Annotated in this window: 24 protein-coding genes and 1 pseudogene; 22 read left to right on the top strand and 3 right to left on the bottom strand. The window is 64.2% G+C overall.

The window, feature by feature from the left end; all coding sequences use genetic code 11:
* The first annotated feature begins 12 nt into the window (after nt 1-12).
* The 7 genes from cydB (at nt 13) to HU772_RS12515 (ending at nt 7,589) form a co-directional block, all read left to right on the top strand.
* Nucleotides 13-1,029, top strand: a complete 1,017-nt coding sequence (gene cydB, locus HU772_RS12485; protein ID WP_186661431.1) for a cytochrome d ubiquinol oxidase subunit II — start codon at nt 13-15, stop codon at nt 1,027-1,029.
* A gap of 182 nt (nt 1,030-1,211) precedes the next feature.
* Complete coding sequence (locus HU772_RS12490) at nt 1,212-1,565, top strand: hypothetical protein (RefSeq protein ID WP_186661430.1); 354 nt, start codon at nt 1,212-1,214, stop codon at nt 1,563-1,565.
* 229 nt (nt 1,566-1,794) lie between these two features.
* Nucleotides 1,795-2,997: a DUF3142 domain-containing protein gene (locus tag HU772_RS12495; RefSeq protein WP_186661429.1), complete on the top strand. Its 1,203-nt coding sequence runs from the start codon at nt 1,795-1,797 to the stop codon at nt 2,995-2,997.
* The gene (locus tag HU772_RS12500; protein ID WP_186661427.1) at nt 2,984-5,119 is read left to right on the top strand and encodes a hypothetical protein; all 2,136 of its coding nucleotides are present in this window, start codon (nt 2,984-2,986) and stop codon (nt 5,117-5,119) included. Before HU772_RS12495 ends, HU772_RS12500 begins: the two co-directional genes overlap by 14 nt.
* A 73-nt stretch (nt 5,120-5,192) precedes the next feature.
* Nucleotides 5,193-5,618 carry a PA0061/PA0062 family lipoprotein gene (locus tag HU772_RS12505; protein ID WP_186661425.1) on the top strand — a complete coding sequence of 142 codons (426 nt, stop codon included), beginning with the start codon at nt 5,193-5,195 and terminating at the stop codon, nt 5,616-5,618.
* Between the two features lie 30 nt (nt 5,619-5,648).
* Nucleotides 5,649-6,275, top strand: a complete 627-nt coding sequence (locus HU772_RS12510; protein WP_186661423.1) for a dTMP kinase — start codon at nt 5,649-5,651, stop codon at nt 6,273-6,275.
* A 78-nt stretch (nt 6,276-6,353) separates the two neighbouring features.
* On the top strand, nt 6,354-7,589 hold the full coding sequence (locus HU772_RS12515) for a GGDEF domain-containing protein (protein WP_186661421.1): 1,236 nt from the start codon (nt 6,354-6,356) through the stop codon (nt 7,587-7,589).
* Nucleotides 7,590-7,846: 257 nt separating this feature from the next.
* Here the strand turns inward: HU772_RS12515 and HU772_RS12520 are convergent, their stop codons facing one another.
* Nucleotides 7,847-8,323, bottom strand: a complete 477-nt coding sequence (locus HU772_RS12520) for a hypothetical protein (protein WP_225923138.1) — start codon at nt 8,321-8,323, stop codon at nt 7,847-7,849.
* Between the two features lie 666 nt (nt 8,324-8,989).
* Here HU772_RS12520 and HU772_RS12525 point away from each other — a divergent pair.
* Together HU772_RS12525 and HU772_RS12530 are read left to right on the top strand one after the other, a co-directional pair.
* A complete protein-coding gene (locus tag HU772_RS12525; RefSeq protein WP_186661419.1) occupies nt 8,990-9,850 on the top strand; it encodes a GNAT family N-acetyltransferase in 861 nt (286 codons plus the stop codon).
* Nucleotides 9,851-9,877: 27 nt separating this feature from the next.
* Nucleotides 9,878-10,861 (top strand): fatty acid desaturase family protein, encoded by a 984-nt coding sequence (locus HU772_RS12530; RefSeq protein ID WP_186661417.1) that lies wholly within the window; start codon nt 9,878-9,880, stop codon nt 10,859-10,861.
* Nucleotides 10,862-10,941: 80 nt separating this feature from the next.
* Here HU772_RS12530 and paaX read toward each other — a convergent pair whose 3' ends face one another.
* Both paaX and paaY read right to left on the bottom strand, forming a co-directional pair.
* Nucleotides 10,942-11,868, bottom strand: coding sequence for a phenylacetic acid degradation operon negative regulatory protein PaaX (paaX, locus tag HU772_RS12535; RefSeq protein WP_186661416.1), 927 nt, complete (start codon nt 11,866-11,868; stop codon nt 10,942-10,944).
* 59 nt (nt 11,869-11,927) lie between these two features.
* A complete protein-coding gene (gene paaY / locus HU772_RS12540; RefSeq protein WP_186661413.1) occupies nt 11,928-12,527 on the bottom strand; it encodes a phenylacetic acid degradation protein PaaY in 600 nt (199 codons plus the stop codon).
* 323 nt (nt 12,528-12,850) lie between these two features.
* Between paaY and paaF the strand changes: the two genes are divergently transcribed.
* The 13 genes and pseudogenes from paaF to HU772_RS12605 form a co-directional block, all read left to right on the top strand.
* Nucleotides 12,851-13,624 (top strand): 2,3-dehydroadipyl-CoA hydratase PaaF, encoded by a 774-nt coding sequence (gene paaF / locus HU772_RS12545; RefSeq protein ID WP_186661411.1) that lies wholly within the window; start codon nt 12,851-12,853, stop codon nt 13,622-13,624.
* Nucleotides 13,625-13,662: 38 nt separating this feature from the next.
* The gene (gene paaG, locus HU772_RS12550) at nt 13,663-14,457 is read left to right on the top strand and encodes a 2-(1,2-epoxy-1,2-dihydrophenyl)acetyl-CoA isomerase PaaG (protein ID WP_186661409.1); all 795 of its coding nucleotides are present in this window, start codon (nt 13,663-13,665) and stop codon (nt 14,455-14,457) included.
* Between the two features lie 2 nt (nt 14,458-14,459).
* Entirely contained in the window at nt 14,460-15,977 is a 1,518-nt protein-coding gene (gene paaH, locus HU772_RS12555; RefSeq protein WP_186661407.1) for a 3-hydroxyacyl-CoA dehydrogenase PaaH, read from the top strand.
* The gene (gene paaI, locus HU772_RS12560) at nt 15,970-16,419 is read left to right on the top strand and encodes a hydroxyphenylacetyl-CoA thioesterase PaaI (protein WP_186661405.1); all 450 of its coding nucleotides are present in this window, start codon (nt 15,970-15,972) and stop codon (nt 16,417-16,419) included. Before paaH ends, paaI begins: the two co-directional genes overlap by 8 nt.
* A gap of 7 nt (nt 16,420-16,426) precedes the next feature.
* Nucleotides 16,427-17,632, top strand: a complete 1,206-nt coding sequence (gene pcaF / locus HU772_RS12565; RefSeq protein ID WP_189665075.1) for a 3-oxoadipyl-CoA thiolase — start codon at nt 16,427-16,429, stop codon at nt 17,630-17,632.
* Between the two features lie 94 nt (nt 17,633-17,726).
* A complete protein-coding gene (gene paaK / locus HU772_RS12570) occupies nt 17,727-19,046 on the top strand; it encodes a phenylacetate--CoA ligase PaaK (protein ID WP_186661401.1) in 1,320 nt (439 codons plus the stop codon).
* A gap of 195 nt (nt 19,047-19,241) precedes the next feature.
* Entirely contained in the window at nt 19,242-20,231 is a 990-nt protein-coding gene (gene paaA, locus HU772_RS12575; protein WP_186661399.1) for a 1,2-phenylacetyl-CoA epoxidase subunit PaaA, read from the top strand.
* Between the two features lie 27 nt (nt 20,232-20,258).
* Nucleotides 20,259-20,540: a 1,2-phenylacetyl-CoA epoxidase subunit PaaB gene (gene paaB, locus HU772_RS12580; RefSeq protein ID WP_134690727.1), complete on the top strand. Its 282-nt coding sequence runs from the start codon at nt 20,259-20,261 to the stop codon at nt 20,538-20,540.
* 8 nt (nt 20,541-20,548) lie between these two features.
* Nucleotides 20,549-21,307, top strand: a complete 759-nt coding sequence (gene paaC, locus HU772_RS12585) for a 1,2-phenylacetyl-CoA epoxidase subunit PaaC (RefSeq protein ID WP_186661397.1) — start codon at nt 20,549-20,551, stop codon at nt 21,305-21,307.
* Entirely contained in the window at nt 21,294-21,818 is a 525-nt protein-coding gene (gene paaD, locus HU772_RS12590; RefSeq protein ID WP_134690731.1) for a 1,2-phenylacetyl-CoA epoxidase subunit PaaD, read from the top strand. The genes paaC and paaD overlap by 14 nt, the downstream gene beginning before the upstream one ends.
* 15 nt (nt 21,819-21,833) lie before the next feature.
* Entirely contained in the window at nt 21,834-22,910 is a 1,077-nt protein-coding gene (gene paaE / locus HU772_RS12595) for a 1,2-phenylacetyl-CoA epoxidase subunit PaaE (protein ID WP_186661396.1), read from the top strand.
* Nucleotides 22,911-23,104: 194 nt separating this feature from the next.
* A complete protein-coding gene (locus HU772_RS12600; RefSeq protein WP_186661394.1) occupies nt 23,105-23,413 on the top strand; it encodes a DUF485 domain-containing protein in 309 nt (102 codons plus the stop codon).
* A pseudogene (locus HU772_RS12605) lies at nt 23,410-24,972 on the top strand (cation acetate symporter); the annotation flags it as partial. The gene HU772_RS12600 and the pseudogene HU772_RS12605, both read left to right, overlap by 4 nt.
* Nucleotides 24,973-25,001 lie beyond the last annotated feature (29 nt).

Here is a 25,001-nt window from a genome sequence, read left to right on the forward strand (position 1 = left end):
AGGAGCTGAACTATGACGATTCAAGGTATCGACCTGTCGGTCATCTGGGGCGTGATCATCGCTTTTGGCCTGATGATGTACGTGATCATGGACGGTTTCGACCTGGGCCTGGGGATTCTCTTCCCGCTGATCAGCGACTCGCGCGAGCGCGATGTGATGATGAACACCGTGGCGCCGGTCTGGGACGGTAACGAAACCTGGGCGGTGCTCGGCGCGGCGGCGCTCTACGGCGCCTTCCCGCTGGCCTATTCGGTGATTCTCGAGGCGCTCTACCTGCCCCTGGTGCTGGTGCTGGCCGGGCTGATCTTCCGCGGCGTGGCCTTCGAGTTCCGCTTCAAGGCCGAGGCGCACAAGCGTCACCTGTGGGACAAGGCGTTCATCGGTGGTTCGGTGCTGGCGACTTTCTTCCAGGGCGTGGCCATCGGCACCTACATTTCCGGTATCCCGGTGGTCGACCGTCAGTTCGCCGGCTCCGGTTGGGATTGGCTGGCGCCGTTCCCGCTGTTCTGCGGTGTCGGCCTGCTGCTGACCTATGCACTGCTGGGCAGCACCTGGCTGCTGATCAAGACCGACGGCATGCTCGAGGCGCGCATGCGCCACTACAGCCGGCCACTGACCTACGCGCTGGCCGCGGTGATCGTGGTGATCTGCGCCTGGACCGCCTGGCTGCATGACGACATCGCCCAACGCTGGTTCGGTGCCAGCCACGGGCTGCGCTCGGCACTGATCGCGGTGCTGGCCGTGGTGGCGGTGGTGATGATCCAGAAAGCGCTGCGCAAGCGCCACTCGCACCTGCCGTTCATCGCGGTGGTGGGGCTGGTGTTCCTCGGTTACCTGGGGCTGGCGATCAGCATCTGGCCGAACATCGTGCCGCCGACGCTGACCCTGTGGCAGGCGGCGGCGCCATTGACCAGCCAGCTGTTCGCGCTGATCGGCGCGCTGTTCATCATCCCGATCATCCTGGCCTACACCTTCTGGAGCTACCACGTGTTCCGCGGCAAGGTGCAGCCGGGGGATGCCTATCACTAAGTGTCGATGTCACCAAGAGGGCCGCTATGCGGCCCTCTTGGCTTTTTTCCTGTAGGAGATCGCTCAGCCATAGCCAAGCGGCCTAACAGACTTCGCGCATTGCAGCTAAGCTTGGCAATCGTAAGCTGACTATTAAAAAGGCTGATATCGGTCCAGCACTGTCGAGGGGGATCGGAGGTTGCATGAAACGCTTTATGATGTTTCTGGCGCTGACCGCCAGCGCGCTGCTGGCCGGCTGCGCGCATGACCCGGATATTCGCGCGGGCCACGACAACACCTTCGGCGCCACGGCGAATAGCCCAGCGGACTACCTGAACTGCGTCAAGGGTGAACTGCCGAGCTCGGTGCAGACTTTCATGGTGCAAAGCGCGGACGCACTGGAGCTGTACGTTGCCAGTACCGACCCGAACAAGGCCGATGGCCTGGTCAAGGTCAGCGGGAATAGTGCTCGTCATCCGTACTCCGCGTATCAGCGCGATGCCTGGTATGACCATGGTCGCTTGCTCGACGCGGCGCAGGTATGCGCCAGGAGCTAGGTACGAGCCGATCCTGTGCAGGAGCAGCGGCTATCGAGGTTGTCGCACAGGGTGCCGTCAGGCAAGTTGGCCTGCGGTACCCTGCAAGCGAAGGCGAAAGTACCTTTCTCCAAGAGCCGGCATGAGGCTAGGTTGCCATCGGTGACGCTGGCCGACGTGTTCGCCAGGTGCTGCATTGAGGTACTATCGCCACCTCGCACGCCCCCAGCCGCGCCGGACAAAGGACTGTATGCCCGCCAAGTCGCCTCTGCGCCACCTGCTAGTCTGCACCGCTCTCGCCGCGCTCGCCGGCTGCCGGCCGGATCCCTTGCCACCCCTGGACCAGCAACTCTACATCTGGCAGCGCCAATGGCGGCCGGACCACGCCCAGGCCCTGGCCGAGAGCCGCGCGGATTTCTCGACCCTGCGGGTACTGGCGCTACAGGCCCAGCCCAAGGTGGGGTGGAGCAGGGCGCTGGTCGACCTGCCCCAACTCAAGGCTGATGGTCGCCCGGTGATCGCGGTGGTGCGCCTGGACGGCCAGCTCCCTGCGCTCGACCTGCAGGTCGCGCAAACCCAAATAGCCCGGCTGCTGGCGGACTGGCAAGCCGCCGGCATGACTCCGTTTGGCCTGGAAATCGACCATGACAGCGGCAACGCCCGCTTGCCGGGCTATACCGCCTTCCTGCTGAGCCTGCGCGAGCAACTGCCGCCGGGCGTGAAACTGAGCATCACCGCCTTGCCCGCCTGGCTCGACAGCCCGCATCTGCCAGCGTTGTTGCAAGCCGTGGACAGCAGCGTGCTGCAGGTACATGCGGTCAGCGATCCGCGTCGCGGTCTGTTCGACCCGGTTCAGGCCAAGCAATGGGCCGAGCGCTGGAGTCGCATCAGCAACAAACCGTTCTACCTGGCCTTGCCCGCCTATGGCGTCGCGCTGCTGCCCGATAGCGGGGGCGCCCCGGTGGTGGAGAGCGAGGCCCCCTTGGACCGCATCGGTGTACGCCGCGAACTGCTGGCCGATCCACAACAGCTGGCGGACCTCAGCCGGCAGTTGCGCCAGCAACCACCCGCGCACCTTGCCGGGCTGATCTGGTTTCGCCTGCCATTGCCTGGCGATCGCCGGGCCTGGAGCCTGACCACCTTGAACGCGGTGGCACGTGGCGATACGCTCGCCAGCCACTGGCAGGTCGAGCGTTCAGGGCAGGCGGGGCACTACGACATCAGCCTGGTCAACGTCGGCAATCTCGACCTGCCTTTACCTGCCCGAGTCGAGCTGAGCACCGGCGCTTGCGAAGGCGCCGATGGGCTCAACGGCTACCGCCTGCAGCAATCCTCACAACACCTCGTTTTCAACCGCCAGTCCAGCGCGCGCGTCGCCGCGGGTGGCCGGCGCGTGCTCGGCTGGGCACGTTGCCAAGGAATCGATCAAGGAGCATGGAATGTCTATCCCTAACTGGCCCCGGCGCCTGCTGTGCCTGTCCCTGAGCGTGCCGTTCGGCCCGGCGCTGGCCTGTGGCCCGGATTTCCCGATGCAACTGCTGGGCGACCGGGCACAGGCCCTGGCCGAATTGCCCGAAGGCAATTTTGCCTTCGAGGTGAATCGTCTGGGCCAGCAGATCGCCGGCCTCAAACCCACCACCGATATCACCCTGACGCCGTACTGGGACAGCGACGACAACGCCCGGCCGTACCGCGAGCAGCGCAGCCAGGCCGAGGCCAGCGAACTGCCGGCAGCGCTGCAGGAGAAAGTTGCGCAATTGCGTAACCTGCAGGATCCAAGGCAGGTAGAGGAGCAGGGCGCCGATCTGCCCGATGAGCTGCGTCTGTACCTTGCCGGCGCAGTGGCCTTCGACAATGGCGAGCATGCCGTTGCGGCGGATTATTTCGCCCAGGTGCTTGCGCTTCCCGCCGAACAACGCAAGTTGCGCAGCACCTGGGCGGCCTATTCCCAGGGCCGCGCCCTGGCCGCCCTGAGCCAGCAATCCAGCGACGCTGCGCCGGCCCTGCAAGCCCAGGCACGGCAAGCATTCCAGCTGGCCAGGACGCTCAGCGCCGATGGCTTCAGCGATCCGCTGGAGCTGGGCGTCGCCAGTCTCGGCGAGGAGGCGCGGCTGGCCAAGCTGGCCGGTGACTGGAACAGTGCCGTGCAACTGTATGCCAGCCAGAGCCGCCTGGGCTCAGGCAATGGCTACAGCTCGCTGAGGCAGCTTGCCGACGAACTGGTGGCCATGCCGGATGAGCAATTGCAGCGCCAGTTGCAGCAACCGTTGCCGCGCAAATTGCTCACTGCCTACCTGCTCAGCCATATCGGCTGGGACTACGACAGCCAGCAACCTGCCCAGGAGCAACGCTTGCCTGCCTTGCTGCGGGCAAGCCTGGGCGAGCAGCTGGACGATGCCGACCGCTTGGCGGCCCTGAGCTACCAGCAGGGGGACTTCGCCACGGCCCAGGGCTACCTGAAGCAGGCAGGCGATACCGGCCTTGCCTGGTGGTTGCGCGCCAAGCTGGCGTTGCGCGACGGCGACAAGGCCCAAGCAGCCGCCGCCTATGCCAAGGCCGCCGCGGCATTTCCCCGCGAGGAATCCTGGGGCTCGCGGCAAACGCCGGATTGGGACTACGAAAGCCTCAAGCCTGGGTGCCGGGTCGAGGGCGAGGGCGCGATCCTCGCCCTGGAGCGTGGCGACTACCTGCAAGCTTTCGACCTGTTGTACCGCAGCCAGGACATCTACTGGCAGGACGCGGCGAACGTTGCCGAGCGGGTACTGACCCTCGACGAACTCAAGGGCTATGTCGATGCCCAGGTGCCGGCCGCGCCGGTGGCGCAAGCCGAGGAGGGTGGCTACGTTCCCCGGCCAGTGGCGACCCAGCTGCGGGAACTGCTGGGCCGGCGCTTGCTGCGTGAAGGCCGTTACGACGAGGCCCCTGCGTATTTCGCCACGCCACAGTTGCAAGCCGACGCCAAGGCGTATGGCCAGAACCGCCAGGATGCGCTCTCGCGCTGGACCGCCACCGGCCGGGCCGAGGCGCTGTATGCCGCGGCCAGTTTGGCGCGTACCTCCGGCATGGAGATCCTCGGCTACGAAATGGCGCCGGACTACGCCTGGCTGGGCGGCAGCTACAGCCTTGGCAACGCCGAACTGCAGCCCGGGCCATTCATCGGCGCCGGTGAGGTGCAGCGTCAATTGGCAAGTGTGGCCAAGCCCGACCAGCGCTATCACTATCGCTATGTCGCCGCCGACCTGGCCAACCAGGCCGCCGACCAGTTGCCCCACAGCAGCCAGGCGTTCGCCGCGGTATTGTGCACGGCGGCGGGCTGGGTGGCGGGCAGCGACCAGGAAATCGCCCTCTACAAGCGTTATGTCCAGCAAGGGCCGTTCGTGATGTGGGCCGAGGATTTCGGCAAGCAATGCGAGCAACCCAGGTTCGACCAGGCCAACCTGCGCTACCTGACCGAGTCGCTGGACAAGGTGCGGGCAACGCTGCGGCCGTACAAGGCCCAGGTACTGCCAGCGGGCCTGGCTATCTTGGCCGGGCTTGCCTGGCTGTGGCTGCGCCGGCGCAAGTCGAAGGCGTAAAGAAGAGGGCGGACATGGCTCAACTAGACTGAAGGTGTAGTTGAGCTGTGCGACCCGACCACGGGGGGTTACCATGCGCTGGTCAATGCTGTTGTTGCTTGCAATCACCGCGATCCCCGCTTGCCAGGGGCCAATGCCAGCCGCCGATCCGCAGATGGCCTGGGTCGACTTGTCGATGCCATTTCCCAACGACCGCGTGCTGCTGGCCGAACGCCTGGATCGCCAGCGCCTGAGCGAAGGGCGCTTCTTTCAGGTCAGCCCCGGCAGCCACGAATTGGTCGTGCGCTTCGATTACGAGGCAAACGGTGGTGGCGGCATGAGCCTGATGGGCGGCACAACCGTGCGCCAGTGCTACCTGACCCTGCGCTACGCGGATTTCCAGGCCGGCCAGCGTTACCTGCTTCAGGCACGTTCCATGGCCCTCACTCCAGAGGCCAGGCTGTACAATGCGTCGCGCCAGATCGTCGCAGAGGTCAGTGAGTACTATTGCCTGATGTAGCGGCGCCACCTTTTCCTTGAGTGTTTGCCCATGCCTGCCCAAGCGCAGAGTCGATCGCTGTTCATTTCGCTGGATGGGCCCAAGGGCACAGGCAAGACTACGCTGCTGGAGTCCGTCACCCAGGTGTTGAGGGCAGAGGGCAGGAAGGTTATCCGCATCAGCGAGAAAAACCGCGATCCCTACCGTAGCGAAACCATGGCGCTGGTCAACCAGTTCGTCCGTAATCCCTGTCGGCTCCTGGAGTTGCAGGTGTGCCAGCGTCTTGCCGACAGCCGCGCCTGGATCACTCAGCATGTGCTGGCCAAGCAGCCCACCGACTGCATCATCCTGATCGACCGCTGGTACCCATCGGAGGCGGCGTTTCGCCGGCTGGTGCCATTCGCGCAAATCCTGGAGTTGAACATGGAGCGCAACGTGCGAATCCCCGATTTGCATGTGGGGGTGGTTACCGCGCCGAAGGTTTCGTGGGCGAGGGCAGCGGCGCGTTCACGAGGGCTGAGCAGTACCGTGATGCATGAACTGGAAGAGCATGTCGCAAGTACCGAAGCCTTTGAGCGTGCAATTGCTGAGCACGGGTGGGTGCTGTGCCGCAACGAGGCAACGCTTGAGGAGGCAACGATGCAGGTTGTCTCGCATATTCATGCGGTTGTTCAGTGATTGCTGTCGTGGCGTGTTGCAATGGCGGTTGTCGGGCGCGGTGACTAACCTTCGAGACATACCTGTAGCAACTTGGACGTGAACCTATTGGCCAGGGTAATAGCCAGCATCGGTGTGTTCGGGAGGTCCTTCCTGCAACTGCTTCACGCCGATGAACACCAGGATGAGTCACTGTTGCGCAATCGTGTAGCGATGCTCTATGGCAGCGTGATACCCGCCGGGGTCATGGGCTGTGTTGCAGCAACGCTGTTGTGTATCGCCTATTGGACTGTGGTTTCACCGGTTTTTCTGCTGGGTTTCGTCGGTGCGCTGTTCGTATTGCTCTTGGTCCGCCTGGTACTTACCCGACGTTATCGGGCCCAGACCATCGCCAAGGGCCGGTTGGTGCGCTGGGGCTGGGCTGCCACGGGGCTGGTGGGGCTGGCCGGGATTGTCTGGGGTATCGCAGGGTTCACGCTGGTAGGTGCAGGAAGTGCCGAAAGTGCGCTGCTGTACTGTTGCTTCGCCCTTGGCGCCATTCTGGCTGTGTCGGGCTATATCGCCTGGTGGCCGGCGCATCTGGCTTTCCACATTCCCATTTTCCTGTTCACGGCCTTGGGCTACCTGTCGACCGGCAACCCGACACACCGGCTGCTTGCCATCGCCTGTCTGGCGCTGTGCCTGGCCTGCGTGGTGATCGGGCACAGGTTGTCGGTTATTTTTGGCCGTATTGTCGACCTGTCCACTCACAACGAACGCCTGGCAGCTGAATTGGGCGTACAGGCTCGGGCGCTGCAAGAGGCCAATACTCAGCTTCAGGCAATGAGCGATACAGATTTTCTGACCGGGTTGTGGAACCGCCGGCGCATGATGGCAATGCTCTCGGAGCAAGTGGATGTGCACGGTGTGATCATCTTCGATATTGATCATTTCAAGGCCTTTAACGACGACTTTGGCCATGCTGCAGGTGATGTGTGCCTGCAGGCCGTGGCCCAGGCCGCATCGAAGGTGGTTGTGGAGCACGCAGGCGCACTGGGGCGCCACGGTGGCGAGGAGTTCCTGGCGATTTTGCCATGCACCAACGCGCAGAATTTGTGGCGCGCCGCCGAATGCGTTCGGCTTGCGATCGAGCGGCTGCACATGGATGTGGAGCTGGTGAGGCCCGTTACCGTCAGCGTGGGGTTGACGCTGGCGACTGCGGATATCGCGATAGCGTTACGTTTGGAGGCCGCCGACAAACAGTTGTATCGGGCCAAGGCGGCAGGGAGGAACCGAACGGCGATGGATTTCGAGAAAGAAGAACATTGGAAACGCCTGGGGGCGAATCAGCAATGAGCAGAGGAATTGAACACTGACGCAGGATTCCTCATACTTGATTTAACATAATATACATTATGCGCATATTCGTATGGAGCTGCCTGGCCGTGGGTTGGCCAGATTGGAAGCCAGATCGCAGTGAGATTTTCGCGGGCGCGAAAAAATGGCCTGCTTGGCCAGCACCAACAGTTGCCCTGATACACAACGGCGGCGCTGGTCATTGGTCATCTGAATACATGTTTAGACGACCAATGACCGACCGCTCAAAATGACTGCTATGAGAATGAAGACGTCTTTTGAGCTGTGAAATGTCCGTTGCTCAGAATCGGCTCAAGGTAGCTCTGGTACTCAAGCCACGAGTTGAACACCTTCACGTCGACAGACGGATCTTCATGGTCGCCAATCAGATTGACCAAGAAGACGCCACCCGCTTGGTTAAGAACCTGACGAACCGTGTCACCAGTGGCATGACGTGATAACAAATAGCCCAACGAGGCAAGGCCCAAGACCGAACCTTTCTGTGCTGCCGAAGCTTTCAGCAATGGATCAACTGGAATATCAGACAGCAGCAGCATCATGGCTATCAAATGCTCCTCATTGGTCTCATAGCTGTCAGCGATCTCCTTGCCAATGCGGACAGCATCGGCAGCACGTGCTTTAGGGATCTCATTTTCGTGAGCGAATGCGCCATACGACGTCAGGATGATCGATCCTACAGATGGCGGATTTTTTGGGTAGTGACGATTTTGCATAATCAGCTTCCTTGAAGATTGCTGGCTAATCATAAACGTTTAAGCACCTGCCCTTCGCTACATGCCATGTTTCGTATAAATATAACTCAACTAAATATTCATTTAGTTGAGTAAACCTCCTTTTGGATTACTCGTAATTAGCGTATTTGACAGTGCCCCATGACGTTCTATAGTCGGACGTGGCCTGCGGAAGGATTCCCAAGGCCTATTCAAGACCAGTACGTAACAACAGGACTTACAGGATGTTCACGCACAAGGACGCTGCACAAATGTGTTATCGGAAAACCCACGCCTCACCACCCTCTACGCTCGATGGGACCGCTCTAGCCCAAGGTTCACGCCGATCAAGGCGCAACTGAGACCTGCACCCGTTCGGCACCGCCTGGCCTGCCTGTGACCTGCCTTGCAGTCGTCACCGCGCTGGCGTTTCCGACAATACAAATATAGAGGTGTGCCATGACTGCAAGACGCTATGCGCGCAACGCTGTATCCCCTTGCGTGGATACAGTCAAACATAATGATTCATTCAGTTACCGCCCGGCAGTGCTGAAAGACTGCGCTCGCCTGGCCGAACTTTTTCAGACGGTTTATGGAACTACCACTCACCCCTGTCAAAACCCTTCTTATATACGCGACTCGCTGATATCAGGGTTACAGATATGGTATGTGGTAGAGCTTGATTCGATCCTCATGGGCTGCGGTTGCATTGCCCGGCGCCCATGGAACCAGTCCTGGGAGATCTGCCATGGCGTGGTCCATCCCGCCGCGCGCAGGACCGGCGTCATTTCCAACCTGGTCAAGCTCAGTCTCGACAGTCATCGCCCCCAGGCGATGGAACTGGGCTTTTATGTCACCCGCAACATCGCCAGCCATACCTTGATGCTCAAGCTCCAGCCCGGCGTGCTGGTGGGTCACGATGGTGGCCCCGATACCGTGGACGGTATCCGCGAATACCACCTGACCGCCCTGCTCCCTCAACCCGTGGCCGGCTTGCGCCATATCGCGCCGTGGTATGTGCGCTCGCCGGGCGTGGAAATGATCAGCCGGCATCTGTATCAAGCGCTAGGTTTTGAAGGCAAGCCAGGCGCCTACCCGACCACCTGCCTAAGTGGCCCGGCGAGCCAGAATTCCCACGGCCAACTGCTGTACGCCCATGATCCATTAAACCGTACGTTGACACTGTCGGGGCAAACCGCTGGCTACTTGCCGCAGCCCCGTGCGCTCGCCGATATCATCGGCCTGCTGCAGCAGTCCCCAGAGCTGCAGTACGTCTGCGTACAGATTCTCGCCGACAAGCTCGAACTGCTCGCTGGCCTGCTCGGCCTCGGCTTCACGATCACTGCCTATCTGCCTGCCTGGCACCTCGAGGATGGCGCGCGCTATGACTGCATCCAACTGGTGTTGCAGACCTTCAGCAGTCGCCCGCGCAGTCACGGCTTCGATGACCAGGTAACGTTCTTCGACCTGGCCTATGCCCAGTTGGCCAAGCGTCTGTGCGGCCTGCGCCTTGCCCAGGCTCACGCCTGACGCCCCTCCCATGACGGAATCCAGATAATGACAAAAGACCAATGGCTGGCCGCTCGCCAGCAGATCCCCGATGGCGCCAAGGAGCCGTGGACCGCCATGCTCTGGCTGGCCGACTTGCTCTTGCTGACCCTCGCCTGGAACCTGTGGCTGGCCGACAGCCTTGTGCTCAAAGTACCGGGCTTGCTGCTGGCGGGTTTCGCCACGGTACAGATCTACCTGATCCTGCACGAGGCGCTACACGGAGCTGCTGCGCAGAACCGCCGACTCAACGACTTCATCGGCCACTGCAGCGGTTGGCTGATCGCCTTGCCGTTTCTCGTCCGCCGGCGCTTCCACATGGCGCACCACACCTGGACCGCGCACCCGCTGAACGATCCCGAGAACCGCGGCATGATCGAGAAGTTTTCGGTGATGACCAAGAAGCAGGAACGCACCCTGGAGTTCATATGGAAGCACTGGATCCCGATGATCGCTGCCAATCACTTCCTGCTGAACTGGCGCGCACCTTTCATCGCGCGGGCCAAGGGTGATGATTCACCGCGCCTGCTCAAGGAAATACGTTTCGCCCGGTTGTACCTGCTGGGTTATCTGGCGCTTGCCGCGGTGGCCTGGAGCCAGGGCCATTTGCTGGATCTGCTGCTGTTCTACCTGATTGTCTGGGTGTTCCTGTTCTTCATGGTCGAACTGCTCAACCTGCCACACCATGCCGAAGCCCCGCTGCTAGCCAAGGATGCCGAGCGCCTGCAGTTCTGGGAGCAGGACCAGGTATCCCATGACTGCAAGAGCCTGCCGGTGTGGTCGCGGTTCGTCATCCTCAACTTCAACCTGCACATCGTGCACCATGCCTTCCCTTCCGTGCCTTGGTACCGTCTGCCTGAGGTCAACAGGTTGCTGCATGAACAGGAGGTCGGGCATGAGCCTTCGCAGGTCCATGAATGGGCATTTGCCCGGGAAAATCGTCGACGCCCCCTGCTGCAGTTGATGGGGCACTTCTTCGATCGTCGCGGCTGATCCGCGTGCTGGGCCGCACCTGGCATTTTTTGACAGGTGCGGCAAGGGTTCCGACTAGCCGCCCATGCAGCCAGGCCGGCTCACGGTTCTAGTCCGCCGAATCTGCGGTAGTAACTTTCATTGGCATCCGGTAGCGGCCCATCCGCCGTCTCCAGCGCATTGGCGAGGTATTCCTCTGCCCTGCCCTGCACCAGCCGGTACAGGTTGCGGCACAACTGCCGCGCGGAGCGCCCTTCCCAGTCGCCGGGCAACAGTTCGTCCGGCAGCTGTGGATCGCGAAGCAGCAAGCGGCGGTATTCATGGATCAACAGCAGGCGCGCCAGAAAACAGTCCTGCGCAGCGAGCGCCTCTTGATCTTTCATGGCTTGCCAGAGCGGCCTGAACAAGCGAATGAACTCGCTGTAGTGTTGCCCCAGCTCATCGATGTTCCAGCTGTCCCGCACCTGGGCGCGCAGCGCCTTGGAAGCCAGGACTTCCTGGGCGCGCGTTTCGAACACGATACTGTCGTCCTCAACGCCCTGCTCGCGCAGCGTGGCGGCAAGGTCGGCGCGATCGCTGCGCGGACAACCCAGCAGGTTCGGGCCCATGGCGCCGAAGCCCTGCCACTCCAGTTCCTCGCGCACCGCCTTGCGCTTGCTGGCCTCCAACTGGCTCAGCAGGACCAGCGTCCAGGCGCCGTTCCACGCCGGCAGGTTGGCGCTGTAGACACGCTTGAAGGCCTTTTCGAAACGCCGTCGGCCAGTACCGGTCAGGCTGTAGTAACTGCGCCGGCCAACCTTCTCGGCGCTCAGCCAGCCTTCCTTGGTCAGGCGGAAGATCGAGGTGCGGATCAACCGTTCGTTGATGCCCATGGGCTCCAGCAGGTTGATCAGGCTGCCCAGCCACACCGTGCCGCCATGGGGTTCGATGGCATCGCCATACAGGGTGATGATCAACGAACTGGCGCGGATCGGCGTCTGTTCCTGGAAACGGGAAATCAGGTGATTCAGAGGGGCAAGGCTGCTCATGAGGGGACGAGGCGCGGTTAAAGCCTCGACTATACCTGCCTGCCGCGACCGCGCAAGGCTCATGCGCCGCCCTCGGCCTTGGGGCGCACGCCGGAGTCGCCCATTCGCGGGCGCTGCGGCTCGGCAGCAGACAAGGGCGCGCACTCCACCAAACCGGCCATGCAGCGTTGCGTCAGGCGGTGGTATTCCGCAGTGCCGCGCCGTTTCCAGGCCAGTTCCTCGTCGCTGAGTGGGCGCTTGACCACGGCCGGGGCGCCGACCACCAGGCTCTGCTCGGGGCATTGGAAGCCGGCCTTGACGAACGCGGTGGCAGCGACGATGGAGCGCGGAGCAATGTGGGCGCCATCCATCACCACCGCATTCATGCCAACCAAGGCATCCTCGCCGATCCGGCAGCCATGGATCACCGCGCCGTGGCCGATATGGCCATTGCGTTCGATCACCGTGTCGCCACCTGGGAAACCGTGCATCACGCAAGTGTCCTGCAGGTTGGCGCCCTCCTCCATGACGATGCGCCCCAAGTCGCCGCGCAGCGCAGCCAGCGGGCCGACATAGCAGTTGGCGCCGATGATCACATCGCCGATCAGGACAGCGCTGGGGTGCACGTAGGCGCTGGGATGAATCACCGGGGTAAGGCCGTCGAGGCGATAGCAAGGCATGGGGTGAGGCTCGATCTGCTTTGAAGGGTGGATGGAGGATGTATCAGTTCCTCCATTCGAGTCAATTGTGTTGCTTTGGGTATCATATTTTCGGGAGGCTGGCATTGGCAAATGCCCTAGTGTTTGGCGCCGAAAATCCAGGATTAAAGCGTTGAGATACCTGCTAAGGACTAGCCATCATCGCCAGAACAAGAGATAGTTTAGATACGTAGTTATATTTTAATGTTGTATTTGCGTATCGTATTGGATCTATACTCCATCCCACTCATTCCAAGAACAGCCGGCCCCCGACCGGCGCCAAACGTGCAGCCCGAGGTACCACCATGCCCAGCAACCTCGTCGTGCAACCCGTGGCAGACGGCGTCCGCCTGCTGACCCTGCACCGCCCGCAAGCCCTCAACGCCCTGAACACCGAACTGCTGGCGGAACTGGCCGCCGAACTGGACAGTGCCGAACGCGATGAGCACACCCGCGTCGTGGTCATCACCGGTAACCGCAAGGCCTTCGCCGCCGGGGCCGACATCAATGAAATGGCCGAGCGCGACCTGGTGGGCATCCTCAACGACCCACGCGTCGCGCACTGGCAACGCATCGGCAATTTCAGCAAACCCCTGATCGCCGCTGTCAACGGCTTCGCCCTGGGCGGCGGCTGCGAACTGGTGATGTGCGCCGATATCGTCATCGCCGGCAGCGATGCGCGCTTCGGCCAGCCAGAGATCAACCTCGGCATCATGCCCGGCGCCGGTGGCACCCAGCGCCTGTTGCGCCTGGTCGGCAAGCCGCTGGCCATGCAGATGGTGCTCAGCGGCGAGGCCATCGACGCCCAGCGAGCGCTACGGGCCGGGCTCATCAGCGAAATCACCCAGCCGGAACTGGCCGTCGAGCGCGCCTTGCAAGTGGCGCGCGCCATCGCCGGCAAGGCGCCCCTGGCGGTACGCCTGGCCAAGGAGGCACTGCTCAAGGCCCAGGACACCGACCTTGCCAGCGGCCTGCGTTTCGAGCGCCACGCCTTCACCCTGCTGGCCGGCACCCAGGACCGCGACGAAGGCATCCGTGCCTTCCAGGAAAAACGCCCGGCCCAATTCCAGGGCTCGTAGTGCACACCCTCTCACCGATCCACCTAAGCGAGTCAGCCATGCCTTTCGAACACATCCTGTTTTCCATCGACGCCGACGGCGTAGCCCTGCTCTCGCTGAACCGGCCCGAGCAATTGAACAGCTTCAATACCGCCATGCATCTAGAGGTCCGTGAAGCGCTGCGCCAGGTGCGCCAGAGCGAGCATGCCCGGGTCTTGCTGCTGACCGCCGAAGGCCGCGGCTTCTGCGCCGGACAGGACCTGTCCGACCGCAGCGTGGCGCCGGGCGCGGAAATGCCCGACCTGGGCGAGTCCATCGATGCCTTCTACAACCCCCTGGTGCGCAGCCTGCGCGACCTGCCGCTGCCGGTGATCTGCGCGGTCAATGGCGTGGCCGCCGGCGCCGGCGCCAACCTGCCACTGGCCTGCGACCTGGTGCTGGCGGCGCGTTCGGCCAGCTTCATCCAGGCGTTCTGCAAGATCGGCCTGGTGCCGGACTCGGGCGGCACCTGGCAGCTGCCACGCCTGATCGGCATGGCCCGGGCCAAGGCGTTGGCCATGCTTGGCACCCGCCTGAGCGCCGAACAAGCCCAGCAGTGGGGGCTGATCCACCAGGTGGTGGACGATGCCGCATTGCGCGACGAGGCCCTGGCCCTGGCCCGTCAATTGGCCACCCAGCCCACCTACGGCCTGGCGCTGATCAAGCGCGCCCTCAACCAGAGCTTCGACAACGGTTTCGACCAGCAACTGGAGCTGGAGCGTGACCTGCAACGCCTGGCCGGGCGCAGCGAAGACTATCGCGAAGGCGTCGGCGCCTTCATGGACAAGCGCACGCCCGTGTTCAAGGGGCGCTGAGCATGGCTGCCCTCGACAGCGCGGCCCTGGTCGCGGTGATCGGCGCCGGGGCCATGGGCGCGGGCATCGCCCAGGTCGCGGCCCAGGCCGGCCACCCGGTGCGCCTCTACGACAACCGTCCCGGCGCGGCGGCCGAGGCCGTGCAAGGTATCGATCGGCAACTGGCGCGCCTGGTGGAGAAAGGCCGGCTGACTGCCAGCAGCCATGCGGCCATCCGCCAGCGGCTGCTGCCGGTCGATAACCTCGAAGCCTTGGCCGAGGCGCGCCTGGTGATAGAAGCCATCGTCGAGCAGCTTGCCGTCAAGCAAGCGCTGCTGCGCCAGCTCGAAGCGCTGTGTGACGACGACTGCATCCTGGCCAGCAACACCTCGTCGCTGTCGATCACCAGCCTTGCCGCCGGCCTGCGACGGCCGCAGCGAGTGCTCGGCCTGCATTTCTTCAACCCGGCGCCACGGATGCCGTTGGTGGAGGTGGTATCGGGCCTGGCCAGCGACCCGCAACTGGCCGCAACGCTGTACGCCACGGCCAAGGCCTGGGGCAAGCAACCGGTGCATGCCCGCTCGACCCCCGGTTTTATCGTCAACCGCGTGGCCCGGCCGTTCTATGCCGAAAGCCTGCGCCTGTTGCAGGAAGGCGCCGCCGACTGCGCCACCCTCGATGCCGTACTGCGCGAGGCCGGCGGCTTTGCCATGGGCGCCTTCGAACTGACCGACCTGATTGGCCATGACGTCAACTATGCCGTGACCTGCTCGGTGTTCGAGGCCTTTTACGGTGACAGTCGCTTCCAACCCTCGCTGATCCAGAAGGCGCTGGTCGACGCCGGCCACCTGGGCCGCAAGCGTGGGCAAGGCTTCTATAGCTACGCCGAAAACAGTGAGCGACCTATCCCCGCCGAGCTGCAAAGCCAGGCCCAGGTGGAACGCTGTGTCGTCGAAGGCCACCTCGGCGTGATGCAGCCTCTGGTCGAACGCCTGCGCAAACAGGGTATCGGCGTCAGCGAGCGGGCCGGCGCCGGTGTGCTGAGTGTCGGCGACGCCACCCTGGCGTTGTCCGATGGTCGCTTGGCCAGCCAGCGCGCCCGTGAAGATGGCCTGCGCAACCTGGTGCTGCTCGACCTGGCGCTGGACTATGCCAGCGCCACGCGCATTGCCATCAGCCTGTCCGCCGACTGCACGGCGCAGGCCCGCGACCAGGCCGTGGCGCTGCTGCGCCAGGCCGGCCTGCGGGTCAGCCTGCTGGCCGATCTGCCGGGCCTGCTGGTGCTGCGCACCGTGGCCTGCCTTGCCAGCGAAGCCGCCGATGCGGTGCTGCAAGGCGTCGCCAGCGCCGCCGACATCGACCTGGCCATGCGCGCCGGGGTCAACTACCCGTGCGGCCCGCTGGCCTGGGCCGATCACTTGGGCGTCGGCTACACCCTGCGAGTGCTCGACAACCTGCAGCGCAGCTACGGCGAGGCACGCTACCGCCCTTCCCTGCTGTTGCGCCGCAGCCACGCCGAAGGAGGCCGCCTGCATGCCTGAACATACCCCCGAAGCCCTGGCCCTGGCCTGCGCCCAAGCCATGCTCGCCCGCGACGCCGCCAGCCAGGGGCTGGGCATCGAACTGCTAGACGCAGGCCCCGGCAGCGCTCGCCTGGGCATGACCGTGCGCGCGGACATGATCCAAGGCCATGGCACCTGCCATGGCGGTTATCTGTTCGCCCTGGCCGACTCGGCCTTCGCCTTCGCCTGCAACAGCTATGACGAAGCCGCCGTGGCCCTGGGCTGCAATATCGACTACGTGGCGCCGGCCAGGCGCGGCGACCAGTTGGTGGCCCAGGCCAGCGAGCAAAGCCGCAAGGGCCGCACCGGCAACTACGACGTGCGTATCGAGAACCAGCACGGCGAGCTGATCGCCCTGTTCCACGGCAAGTCCTACAAAGTGCGCGGCAGCGTGCTCGCGCCGGAGACCGCCCATGACTGAAACCCTGATGCCCCATGCGCTGATCATCGATGCCGTACGCACGCCCATCGGCCGGTATGGTGGCGCGCTCGCCAGCGTGCGCGCCGACGATCTCGCCGCGGTGCCGGTCAAGGCGCTGATGGCCCGCCACCCCGGGCTGGACTGGCGCCAGCTGGACGACGTAATCCTCGGCTGCGCCAACCAGGCCGGTGAAGACAATCGCAATGTCGCGCGCATGGCCAGCCTGCTGGCCGGGCTGCCGGTGGAGGTGCCTGGCACCACGCTCAACCGCCTGTGCGGCTCGGGGCTCGATGCCATTGGCGCGGCGGCCCGCGCCCTGCGCTGCGGTGAGGCCGGGCTGATGCTGGCCGGTGGCGTCGAGTCGATGTCGCGGGCGCCGTTTGTGATGGGCAAGGCCGAGCAGGCTTTCGGCCGCAGCGCCGAACTGCACGACACCACCCTGGGCTGGCGTTTCGTCAATGCGCAAATGCAGGCGCAGTACGGCATCGACTCGATGCCCGAGACCGCCGAGAACGTTGCTGAGCACTACGGCATCAGCCGCGAAGACCAGGATGCCTTTGCCCTGCGCAGCCAGCGCAAGGCTGCGGCGGCCCAGGCCAATGGCCGCCTGGCCCAGGAGATCGTCGCCGTGGAGATCGCCCAGCGCAAAGGCCCGCCGCGACGGGTCGAGCAGGATGAACCCCCCCGGGGCGACACCTCCCTGGAGCAACTGGCACGGCTGGGCACGCCCTTTCGTGAACATGGCACGGTCACCGCAGGCAACGCCTCCGGCCTCAACGATGGCGCCTGCGCCCTCTTGCTGGCCAGCCCGCAGGCCGCGCAACGCCATGGGCTCAAGCCGCGCGGCCGGGTGCTCGGCCTGGCGGTGGCCGGCGTCGAGCCTCGGCTCATGGGCATCGGCCCGGTGCCGGCGACACGCAAGGTGCTGGCCCTGACCGGCCTGAGCCTGGCCGAGCTGGACGTGATCGAACTCAACGAAGCCTTCGCCGCCCAAGGGCTGGCCGTACTGCGCGAGCTGGGCCTGGCCGATGACGACCCCAGGGTCAACCCCAACGGTGGCGCCATTGCCCTGGGTCACCCGCTGGGCATGAGCGGCGCGCGCCTGGTGACCACCGCGCTGCACCAGCTGGAACAACAAGGAGGCCGCTACGCCCTGTGCACCATGTGCATCGGCGTCGGCCAGGGCATCGCCCTGGTGATCGAGCGCCTCTGATCCGCCGGCAAGGACGCCCCGCGAAGCGAACAGTATGCTGTCCCCATGACACTCACGGGCCCTGGCCCGGCACAATAACAATTCGAGTGAAACCATGAACCGCTACCCCGATGCCGAACGCGCCCCGCTCGACCCGATGGAAACCGCCAGCCTCGACGCCTTGCGCCAGCACCAGTTGCAGCGCCTGCGCTGGAGCCTGCACCACGCCTACGCCCAGGTCCCGCTGTATCGCCAGCGCTTCGATGCCTGCGGCGCCCACCCCGACGACTTGAACAGCCTCGACGACCTGGCGAAGTTCCCCTTCACCGGCAAGAACGATCTGCGCGACAACTACCCCTACGGCATGTTCGCCGTGCCCCAGGACCAGGTGGTGCGCCTGCACGCCTCCAGCGGCACCACCGGCAAGCCCACCGTGGTCGGCTACACGCAGAACGACATCGACACCTGGGCCAACCTGGTGGCCCGCTCGATCCGCGCCGCCGGCGGGCGGCGTGGCGACAAGGTGCATGTGTCGTACGGCTACGGCCTGTTCACCGGCGGCCTGGGCGCGCACTACGGCGCCGAACGCCTGGGCTGCACGGTGATCCCGATGTCCGGCGGCCAGACCGAGAAGCAGGTCCAGCTGATCCGCGACTTCCAGCCGGACATCATCATGGTCACGCCGTCCTACATGCTCAACCTGGCCGACGAGATCGAACGCCAGGGCATCGACCCGCAGGACCTGAAGCTGCGCCTGGGGATCTTCGGCGCCGAGCCGTGGACCGATGAATTGCGCCAGTCCCTCGAGCAGCGCCTGGGCATCCAGGCCCTGGACATCTATGGCCTGTCGGAAATCATGGGCCCCGGGGTGGCCATGGAGTGCCTGGAAACCAAGGACGGGCCGACCCTCTGGGAAGACCACTTCTACCCCGAGATCATCGACCCGGTAAGCGGCGCGGTGTTACCCGACGGGCAACTGGGCGAACTGGTGTTCACCTCGCTGAGCAAGGAGGCGCTGCCAATGGTGCGCTACCGCACCCGCGACCTGACCCGCCTGCTGCCCGGCACGGCGCGGCCGATGCGACGCATCGGCAAGATCACCGGGCGCAGCGACGACATGTTGATCATCCGTGGGGTCAATGTGTTTCCCACGCAGATCGAAGAACAGGTGCTGAAAATACGACAGCTTTCCGAGCTATATGAGATTCATCTGTATCGCAATGGCAATCTCGATAGCGTGGAGGTGCATGTGGAGCTGCGCAACGACAGCCAGTACCTGGACCACGACCAGCGCCAGCAGGTGGTGGCTGAACTGATGCGCCAGATCAAGACCTATATCGGCATCAGCACGCAGATCCGTTTGCAGCCTTGCGGCACGCTGAAACGCTCGGAGGGCAAGGCTTGTCATGTGTATGACAAGCGTTTGGCCAGCTGATGGATGCGGTCTGACAAAAGCCCCGGCACGGTCCGGGGCTTTTTTTGCCTGCAAGAACGCCGGGGCGCTTTGCGGCAGAAATCTAAAAGCGATACACAATTCTTATTAGATACATCAAATACTGTTTGATGTTGTGTTTTGTATCGCATATAAATACCCCACGCCTCAAGCCGCCCTCGACCGGGAGCCCCGAACATGTACGCACAGCTAGTGGAAACCGGCGTCAAACGCCTCAAGACGCTGGAAGAGATGTCCCCCGAAGAACGCGCCTTCCAGGAAAAGATCGACGCCGAGATCAAGATCGAAGCCAAGAACTGGATGCCAGACGCCTACCGTCAGACCCTTATCCGTCAGATCTCCCAGCACGCCCACTCGGAAATCGTCGGCATGCTGCCCGAAGGCAACTGGGTCACCCGCGCCCCATCGCTCAAGCGCAAGCTGCAACTGATGGCCAAGATCCAGGACGAAGCCGGCCATGGCCTGTACCTGTACAGCGCCATGGAAACCCTCGGCGCCGACCGCGACGAGGAGATCGCCAAGCTGCACAGCGGCAAGGCCAAGTATTCGAGCATCTTCAACTACCCGACCCTGACCTGGGCCGACATGGGCGCGGTGGGCTGGTTGGTCGATGGCGCCGCCATCGTCAACCAGGTGGTGCTGCAACGTACCTCCTATGGCCCCTACTCCCGCGCCATGATCCGCATCTGCAAGGAAGAAAGCTTCCACCAGCGCCAGGGCTACGAACTGCTGCTGACCATGATGCGCCACGGCACCCAGGCGCAGAAGGACATGGTCCAGGACGCCATCAACCGCCTGTGGTGGCCATCGCTGATGATGTTCGGACCCAGCGACGAGCACTCGCCCAACAGTGCCCAGTCCATGGCCTGGAAGATCAAGCGCCAGACCAACGATGAACTGCGCCAGCGCTTCATCGACCAGACCGTGCCGCAGCTCGAGCTGCTCGGCTGCACCGCGCCGGACCCGGCCCTGAAGTGGAACGAAGAACGTGGTCACTACGACTTCGGCGAGATCCAGTGGGACGAGTTCTACGAAGTGATCAAAGGCAACGGGCCGTGCAACCAGGAGCGCCTGGCCAAACGCCGCAATGCCATCGAAGGCGGCGCCTGGGTGCGCGAAGCCGCCGTGGCTTATGCCCGCAAGCAACAGAACAAGAACGCCGCCTGAGGCGGCCCGCGATACTGAGGAACCACCATGTCCACCTGGACCCTTTACGAAGTCTTCGTGCGCAGCAAGCACGGCCTGAACCACAAGCACGTCGGCAGCGTGCATGCCGCCGATGCCGCCATGGCCATCGAAAACGCCCGTGAGCTCTACACCCGCCGCAGCGAAGGCGTCAGCCTGTGGGTGGTGCCTTCGGCGCTGATCATCGCCTCCTCGCCCGACGAAAAAGACCCGTTGTTCGCCCCGGCGGACGACAAGGTCTACCGGCACGCCAGCTTCTACGAGCTGCCGGCCGAAGTCGGCCATATGTGAGGCGCGCCATGCACAAGCAAGCACTGATCCCCTACCTGCTGCTGCTCGGCGACAGCGCCCTGATCCAGGGCCAGCGCCTGTGCGAGTGGTGTGGCAAGGCCCCGGCCCTGGAAGAAGAGCTGGCGTTGATGAACGTCGGCCTCGACCTGGTCGGCCAGGCCCGCAACTGGCTGGAGTATGCCACCGAGCTGCTGGACGACGGTCGTGACGCCGATGCCCTGGCATTTCGCCGCGACGAGCGCGCCTTCCGCAACCTGCTGCTGGTCGAGCAGCCCAATGGCGACTTTGCCGTGACCATGCTCAAGCAGTTCCTCTACGACGCCTGGCACCATGCCGTGCTCGAAGGGCTTGCCGCTTCAGCTGACGAGCGTATTGCCGGTATCGCCGCCAAGGGCCTCAAGGAAGTCAGCTATCACCTGCGTCGCTCCGGCGAGTGGGTACAGCGCCTGGGCGATGGCACCGAGGAAAGCCGCCGGCGCATGCTCGACGCCATTCCCGTTCTGTGGCGCTTCACTGTCGAGCTGACCGCCGCCAACGACCATGAAGTGCAATTGGCCCAGGCCGGCATCGCCGCCGACCCCGCGCACGTGGCGCGGCGCTGGCAGGCCACGGTCAGTGCGCTGTTCGCCTCGGTCGAGCTGCCGCTGCCCAAGGCCGCCAGCCACTTCTACCTGGACGGCCGCCAGGGCCTGCATACCGAGCACCTGGGCCTGCTGCTGGCTGAAATGCAATTCTTGCCACGGGCCTACCCCGATGCGACCTGGTGAGCTGATCGTCGGCGACCGCGGCGCCCGGGCCCAGCAGCCGGGCGACCTGGCGCGGGCCTGGGCGGTGCTGGCCGAGGTGATGGACCCGGAAGTACCAGTGGTCAGCGTGGTCGACCTGGGGATCGTCCGCGACCTCGACTGGCGCGCCGGGCACCTGCACCTGGTGGTGACCCCGACCTACTCCGGCTGCCCGGCCACCGAGGTGATCGAGGGCGATATCCGCCAGGCCCTGGAGCATGCCGGGTTTCCGGCCCCGGCCGTGGAGCGCCGGCTGACCCCGGCCTGGAGCACCGACTGGATCAGCACCCTGGGCCGTGAACGCCTGCTCGCCTATGGCATCGCCCCGCCCGAGGGCGGCGCCAGCCTGCACGGGCACAGCCCCGTGGTGTGCTGCCCGCAATGCGCCAGTGGCGATACCGAGTTGCTCAGCGAGTTTGGCTCCACCGCCTGCAAGGCCCTGTACCGCTGCCGCGCCTGCCTGGAACCGTTCGACTATTTCAAATGCCTATGAGCCGTGGAGATCACCATGAGCCAGTTTCACCGCCTGACCATCAAGCAAGTGCGTCAGGAAACACGCGATGCCGTGTCCATTGCCTTCGACGTGCCAAGCCACCTGCAGGACGATTTCCGCTTCACCCAGGGCCAGTACCTGGTCATGCGCACCCAGCTGGACGATGAGGAAGTCCGCCGTTCCTACTCGATCTGCAGCGCGGTGCACGACGGCGAGCTGCGCGTGGCCGTCAAGCGCGTGCCTGGCGGGCGCTTCTCGGCGTTTGCCAACGATGTGCTCAAGGCCGGCCAGCAACTGGAGGTAATGCCGCCATCGGGCAGTTTCTTCGTGCCGCTGGATCCGGCGCGCCAGGGGCATTACCTGGGCGTTGCCGCCGGCAGTGGCATTACCCCGATCCTGTCGTTGATCGCCACCACCCTGGCCCACGAGCCGCATAGCCGTTTCACCCTGCTGTACGGCAACCGCGCCAGTGGCAGCGCGTTGTTCCGCGACCGCCTGGAAGACCTGAAGAACCAATACCTGGAGCGCCTGAACCTGATCTTCGTGTTCAGCCGCGAGCAACAGGACGTCGACCTCTACAACGGCCGTATCGACGCCGACAAGTGCGGCCAGCTGTTCTCCCGCTGGCTGGATGTGCCGAGCCTCGACGCGGCCTTCATCTGCGGCCCCCAGGCCATGACCGAGACCGTACGCGACAGCCTGCAGGCCAATGGCATGGACAAGGCGCGCATCCACTTCGAGCTGTTCGCCGCCGCCGGTGGCGAGGCCCGCCGTGAAGCCCGCGAGGCGGCGCGCCAGCTCGACGCCAGCAGCAGCCAGATCACCGTGATCAGCGATGGCCGCGCCCTGGCGTTCGACCTGCCACGCAATACCGTCAGCGTGCTCGATGCCGGCAATGCGATTGGCGCCGAACTGCCTTACTCGTGCAAGGCCGGGGTGTGCTCGACCTGCAAGTGCAAGGTGATCGAGGGCGAGGTCGAGATGGACAGCAACCATGCCCTGGAAGACTACGAAGTGGCGGCCGGCTATGTGCTGTCGTGCCAGAGCTTCCCGATCAGCGACAAGGTGGTGCTCGACTTCGACCAGCTTTGATACCGCGCTGCCTCTTTCGCGGGCAAACCCGCTCCCACAGGACTAGTGCTGCCCCAGGTCTTCAGGAGCAGCACCGGCCCAAAAGGCACCGACAGGCCTGTGGGAGCGGGCTTGCCCGCGAAGAGGCCAGCACCGAAACCCGCAACACCCGCGTGACCTGAAAAACAATTACAACAACCAGAGAGAACGCTCCCATGACCCCTGAACGCATCGCGTCCATCAGTAACCACCCCGATTTCCAGCAACTGATCCGCCGCAAGCGCCGCCTCAACGGCAGCCTGACCCTGGTCATGCTCGTGGCCTACTACGGCTTCGTCCTGCTGGTGGCTTTCGCCCCCGGCGTGCTTGGCCAGTCGCTCAATGGCGGGGTGACCAGCGTCGGCATGCTGGTCGGCGTGCTGATGGTGTTGCTGTCCTTCCTGCTGACCGGCCTTTACACCCACCGCGCCAACAGCGTGCTCGACCCGCTCAACGACAAGCTCCGCCAGGAGTGTGCGCAATGAACTGGCCGGCCATCTCGATGTTCCTGGTGTTCGTCTGCTTCACCCTGCTGGTGACCCGCTGGGCCGCCCTGCGCACCCGTTCGGCCAGCGATTTCTACACTGCCGGCGGCGGCTTGAGCGGCATGCAGAACGGCCTGGCGATCGCCGGTGACATGATCAGCGCGGCCTCGTTCCTGGGCATTTCGGCCATGATGTTCCTCAACGGCTACGACGGCCTGCTGTATGCCCTGGGCGTGCTGGCCGGCTGGCCGATCATCCTGTTCCTGATCGCCGAGCGTCTGCGCAACCTGGGCAAGTACACTTTCGCCGACGTGGTCTCCTATCGCCTGGCCCAGGCTCCGGTGCGGCTGACCTCGGCCTTCGGCACCCTGGCCGTGGCGCTGATGTACCTGGTGGCGCAGATGGTCGGTGCCGGCAAGCTGATCGAGCTGTTGTTCGGCATCAGCTACCTCTATGCGGTGATGCTGGTGGGCGTGCTGATGGTGCTGTACGTGACCTTCGGCGGCATGCTCGCCACCACCTGGGTGCAGATCATCAAGGCGGTGATGCTGCTGGCGGGGACCAGCTTCATGGCCTTCATGGTGCTGAGGCACTTCGGTTTCAGTACCGAGACGTTGTTCGCCAGTGCCGTGGCCGTGCATGCCAAGGGCCAGGCGATCATGGCCCCGGGGGCGCTGCTGGCCAACCCGGTGGATGCCATTTCGCTGGGCCTGGGGATGATGTTCGGCACCGCCGGGCTGCCGCATATCCTCATGCGTTTCTTCACCGTCAGCGATGCCCGCGAGGCACGCAAGAGCGTGTTCTACGCCACCGGCTTCATCGGCTACTTCTACCTGCTGCTGATCGTCATCGGCTTCGGCGCCATCGTCATGGTCGGTACCGAGCCTGCCTACCGCGACGCCAGCGGCGCGATCATCGGCGGCGGCAACATGGTCGCGGTGCACCTGGCCCAGGCGGTGGGCGGCAACCTGTTCCTCGGTTTCATCTCGGCGGTGGCCTTCGCCACCATCCTCGCCGTGGTCGCGGGCCTGGCGCTGTCCGCCGCCTCGGCGGTGTCCCACGACCTGTACGCCTGCGTGGTGCGCCAGGGCCAGGCCAGTGAACAGGAGGAAATGCGCGTATCGCGCCTGGCCACCCTGGTGATCGGCCTGCTGGCGGTAGTGCTGGGCCTGGCGTTCGAGGCGCAGAACATCGCCTTCCTCTCCGGCCTGGTGTTGGCCGTGGCGGCCTCGGTGAATTTCCCGGTATTGCTGCTCTCGATGTTCTGGCAAGGCCTGACCACCCGCGGCGCGGTGTGCGGCAGCCTGGCCGGGCTGGTCTCGGCGATCGCGCTGGTGGTGCTGGGCCCGGCGGTGTGGGTCAACGTGCTGCACCACGAGCAGGCGGTGTTCCCGTACAGCAACCCGGCGCTGTTCTCCATGTCGCTGGCGTTCTTCGCCGCCTGGCTCGGCTCGGTCACCGATGGTTCCGAGCGCGCCCAGGCCGAGCGTGGGCGCTATTTGGCCCAGTTCATCCGCTCCATGACCGGTATCGGCGCCGCGAGCGCCAGCAAGCACTGATAAAAACCACCACGTCGGGTACAACAACA

The organism is Pseudomonas xantholysinigenes (assembly GCF_014268885.2).
GTDB lineage: Bacteria > Pseudomonadota > Gammaproteobacteria > Pseudomonadales > Pseudomonadaceae > Aquipseudomonas > Aquipseudomonas xantholysinigenes.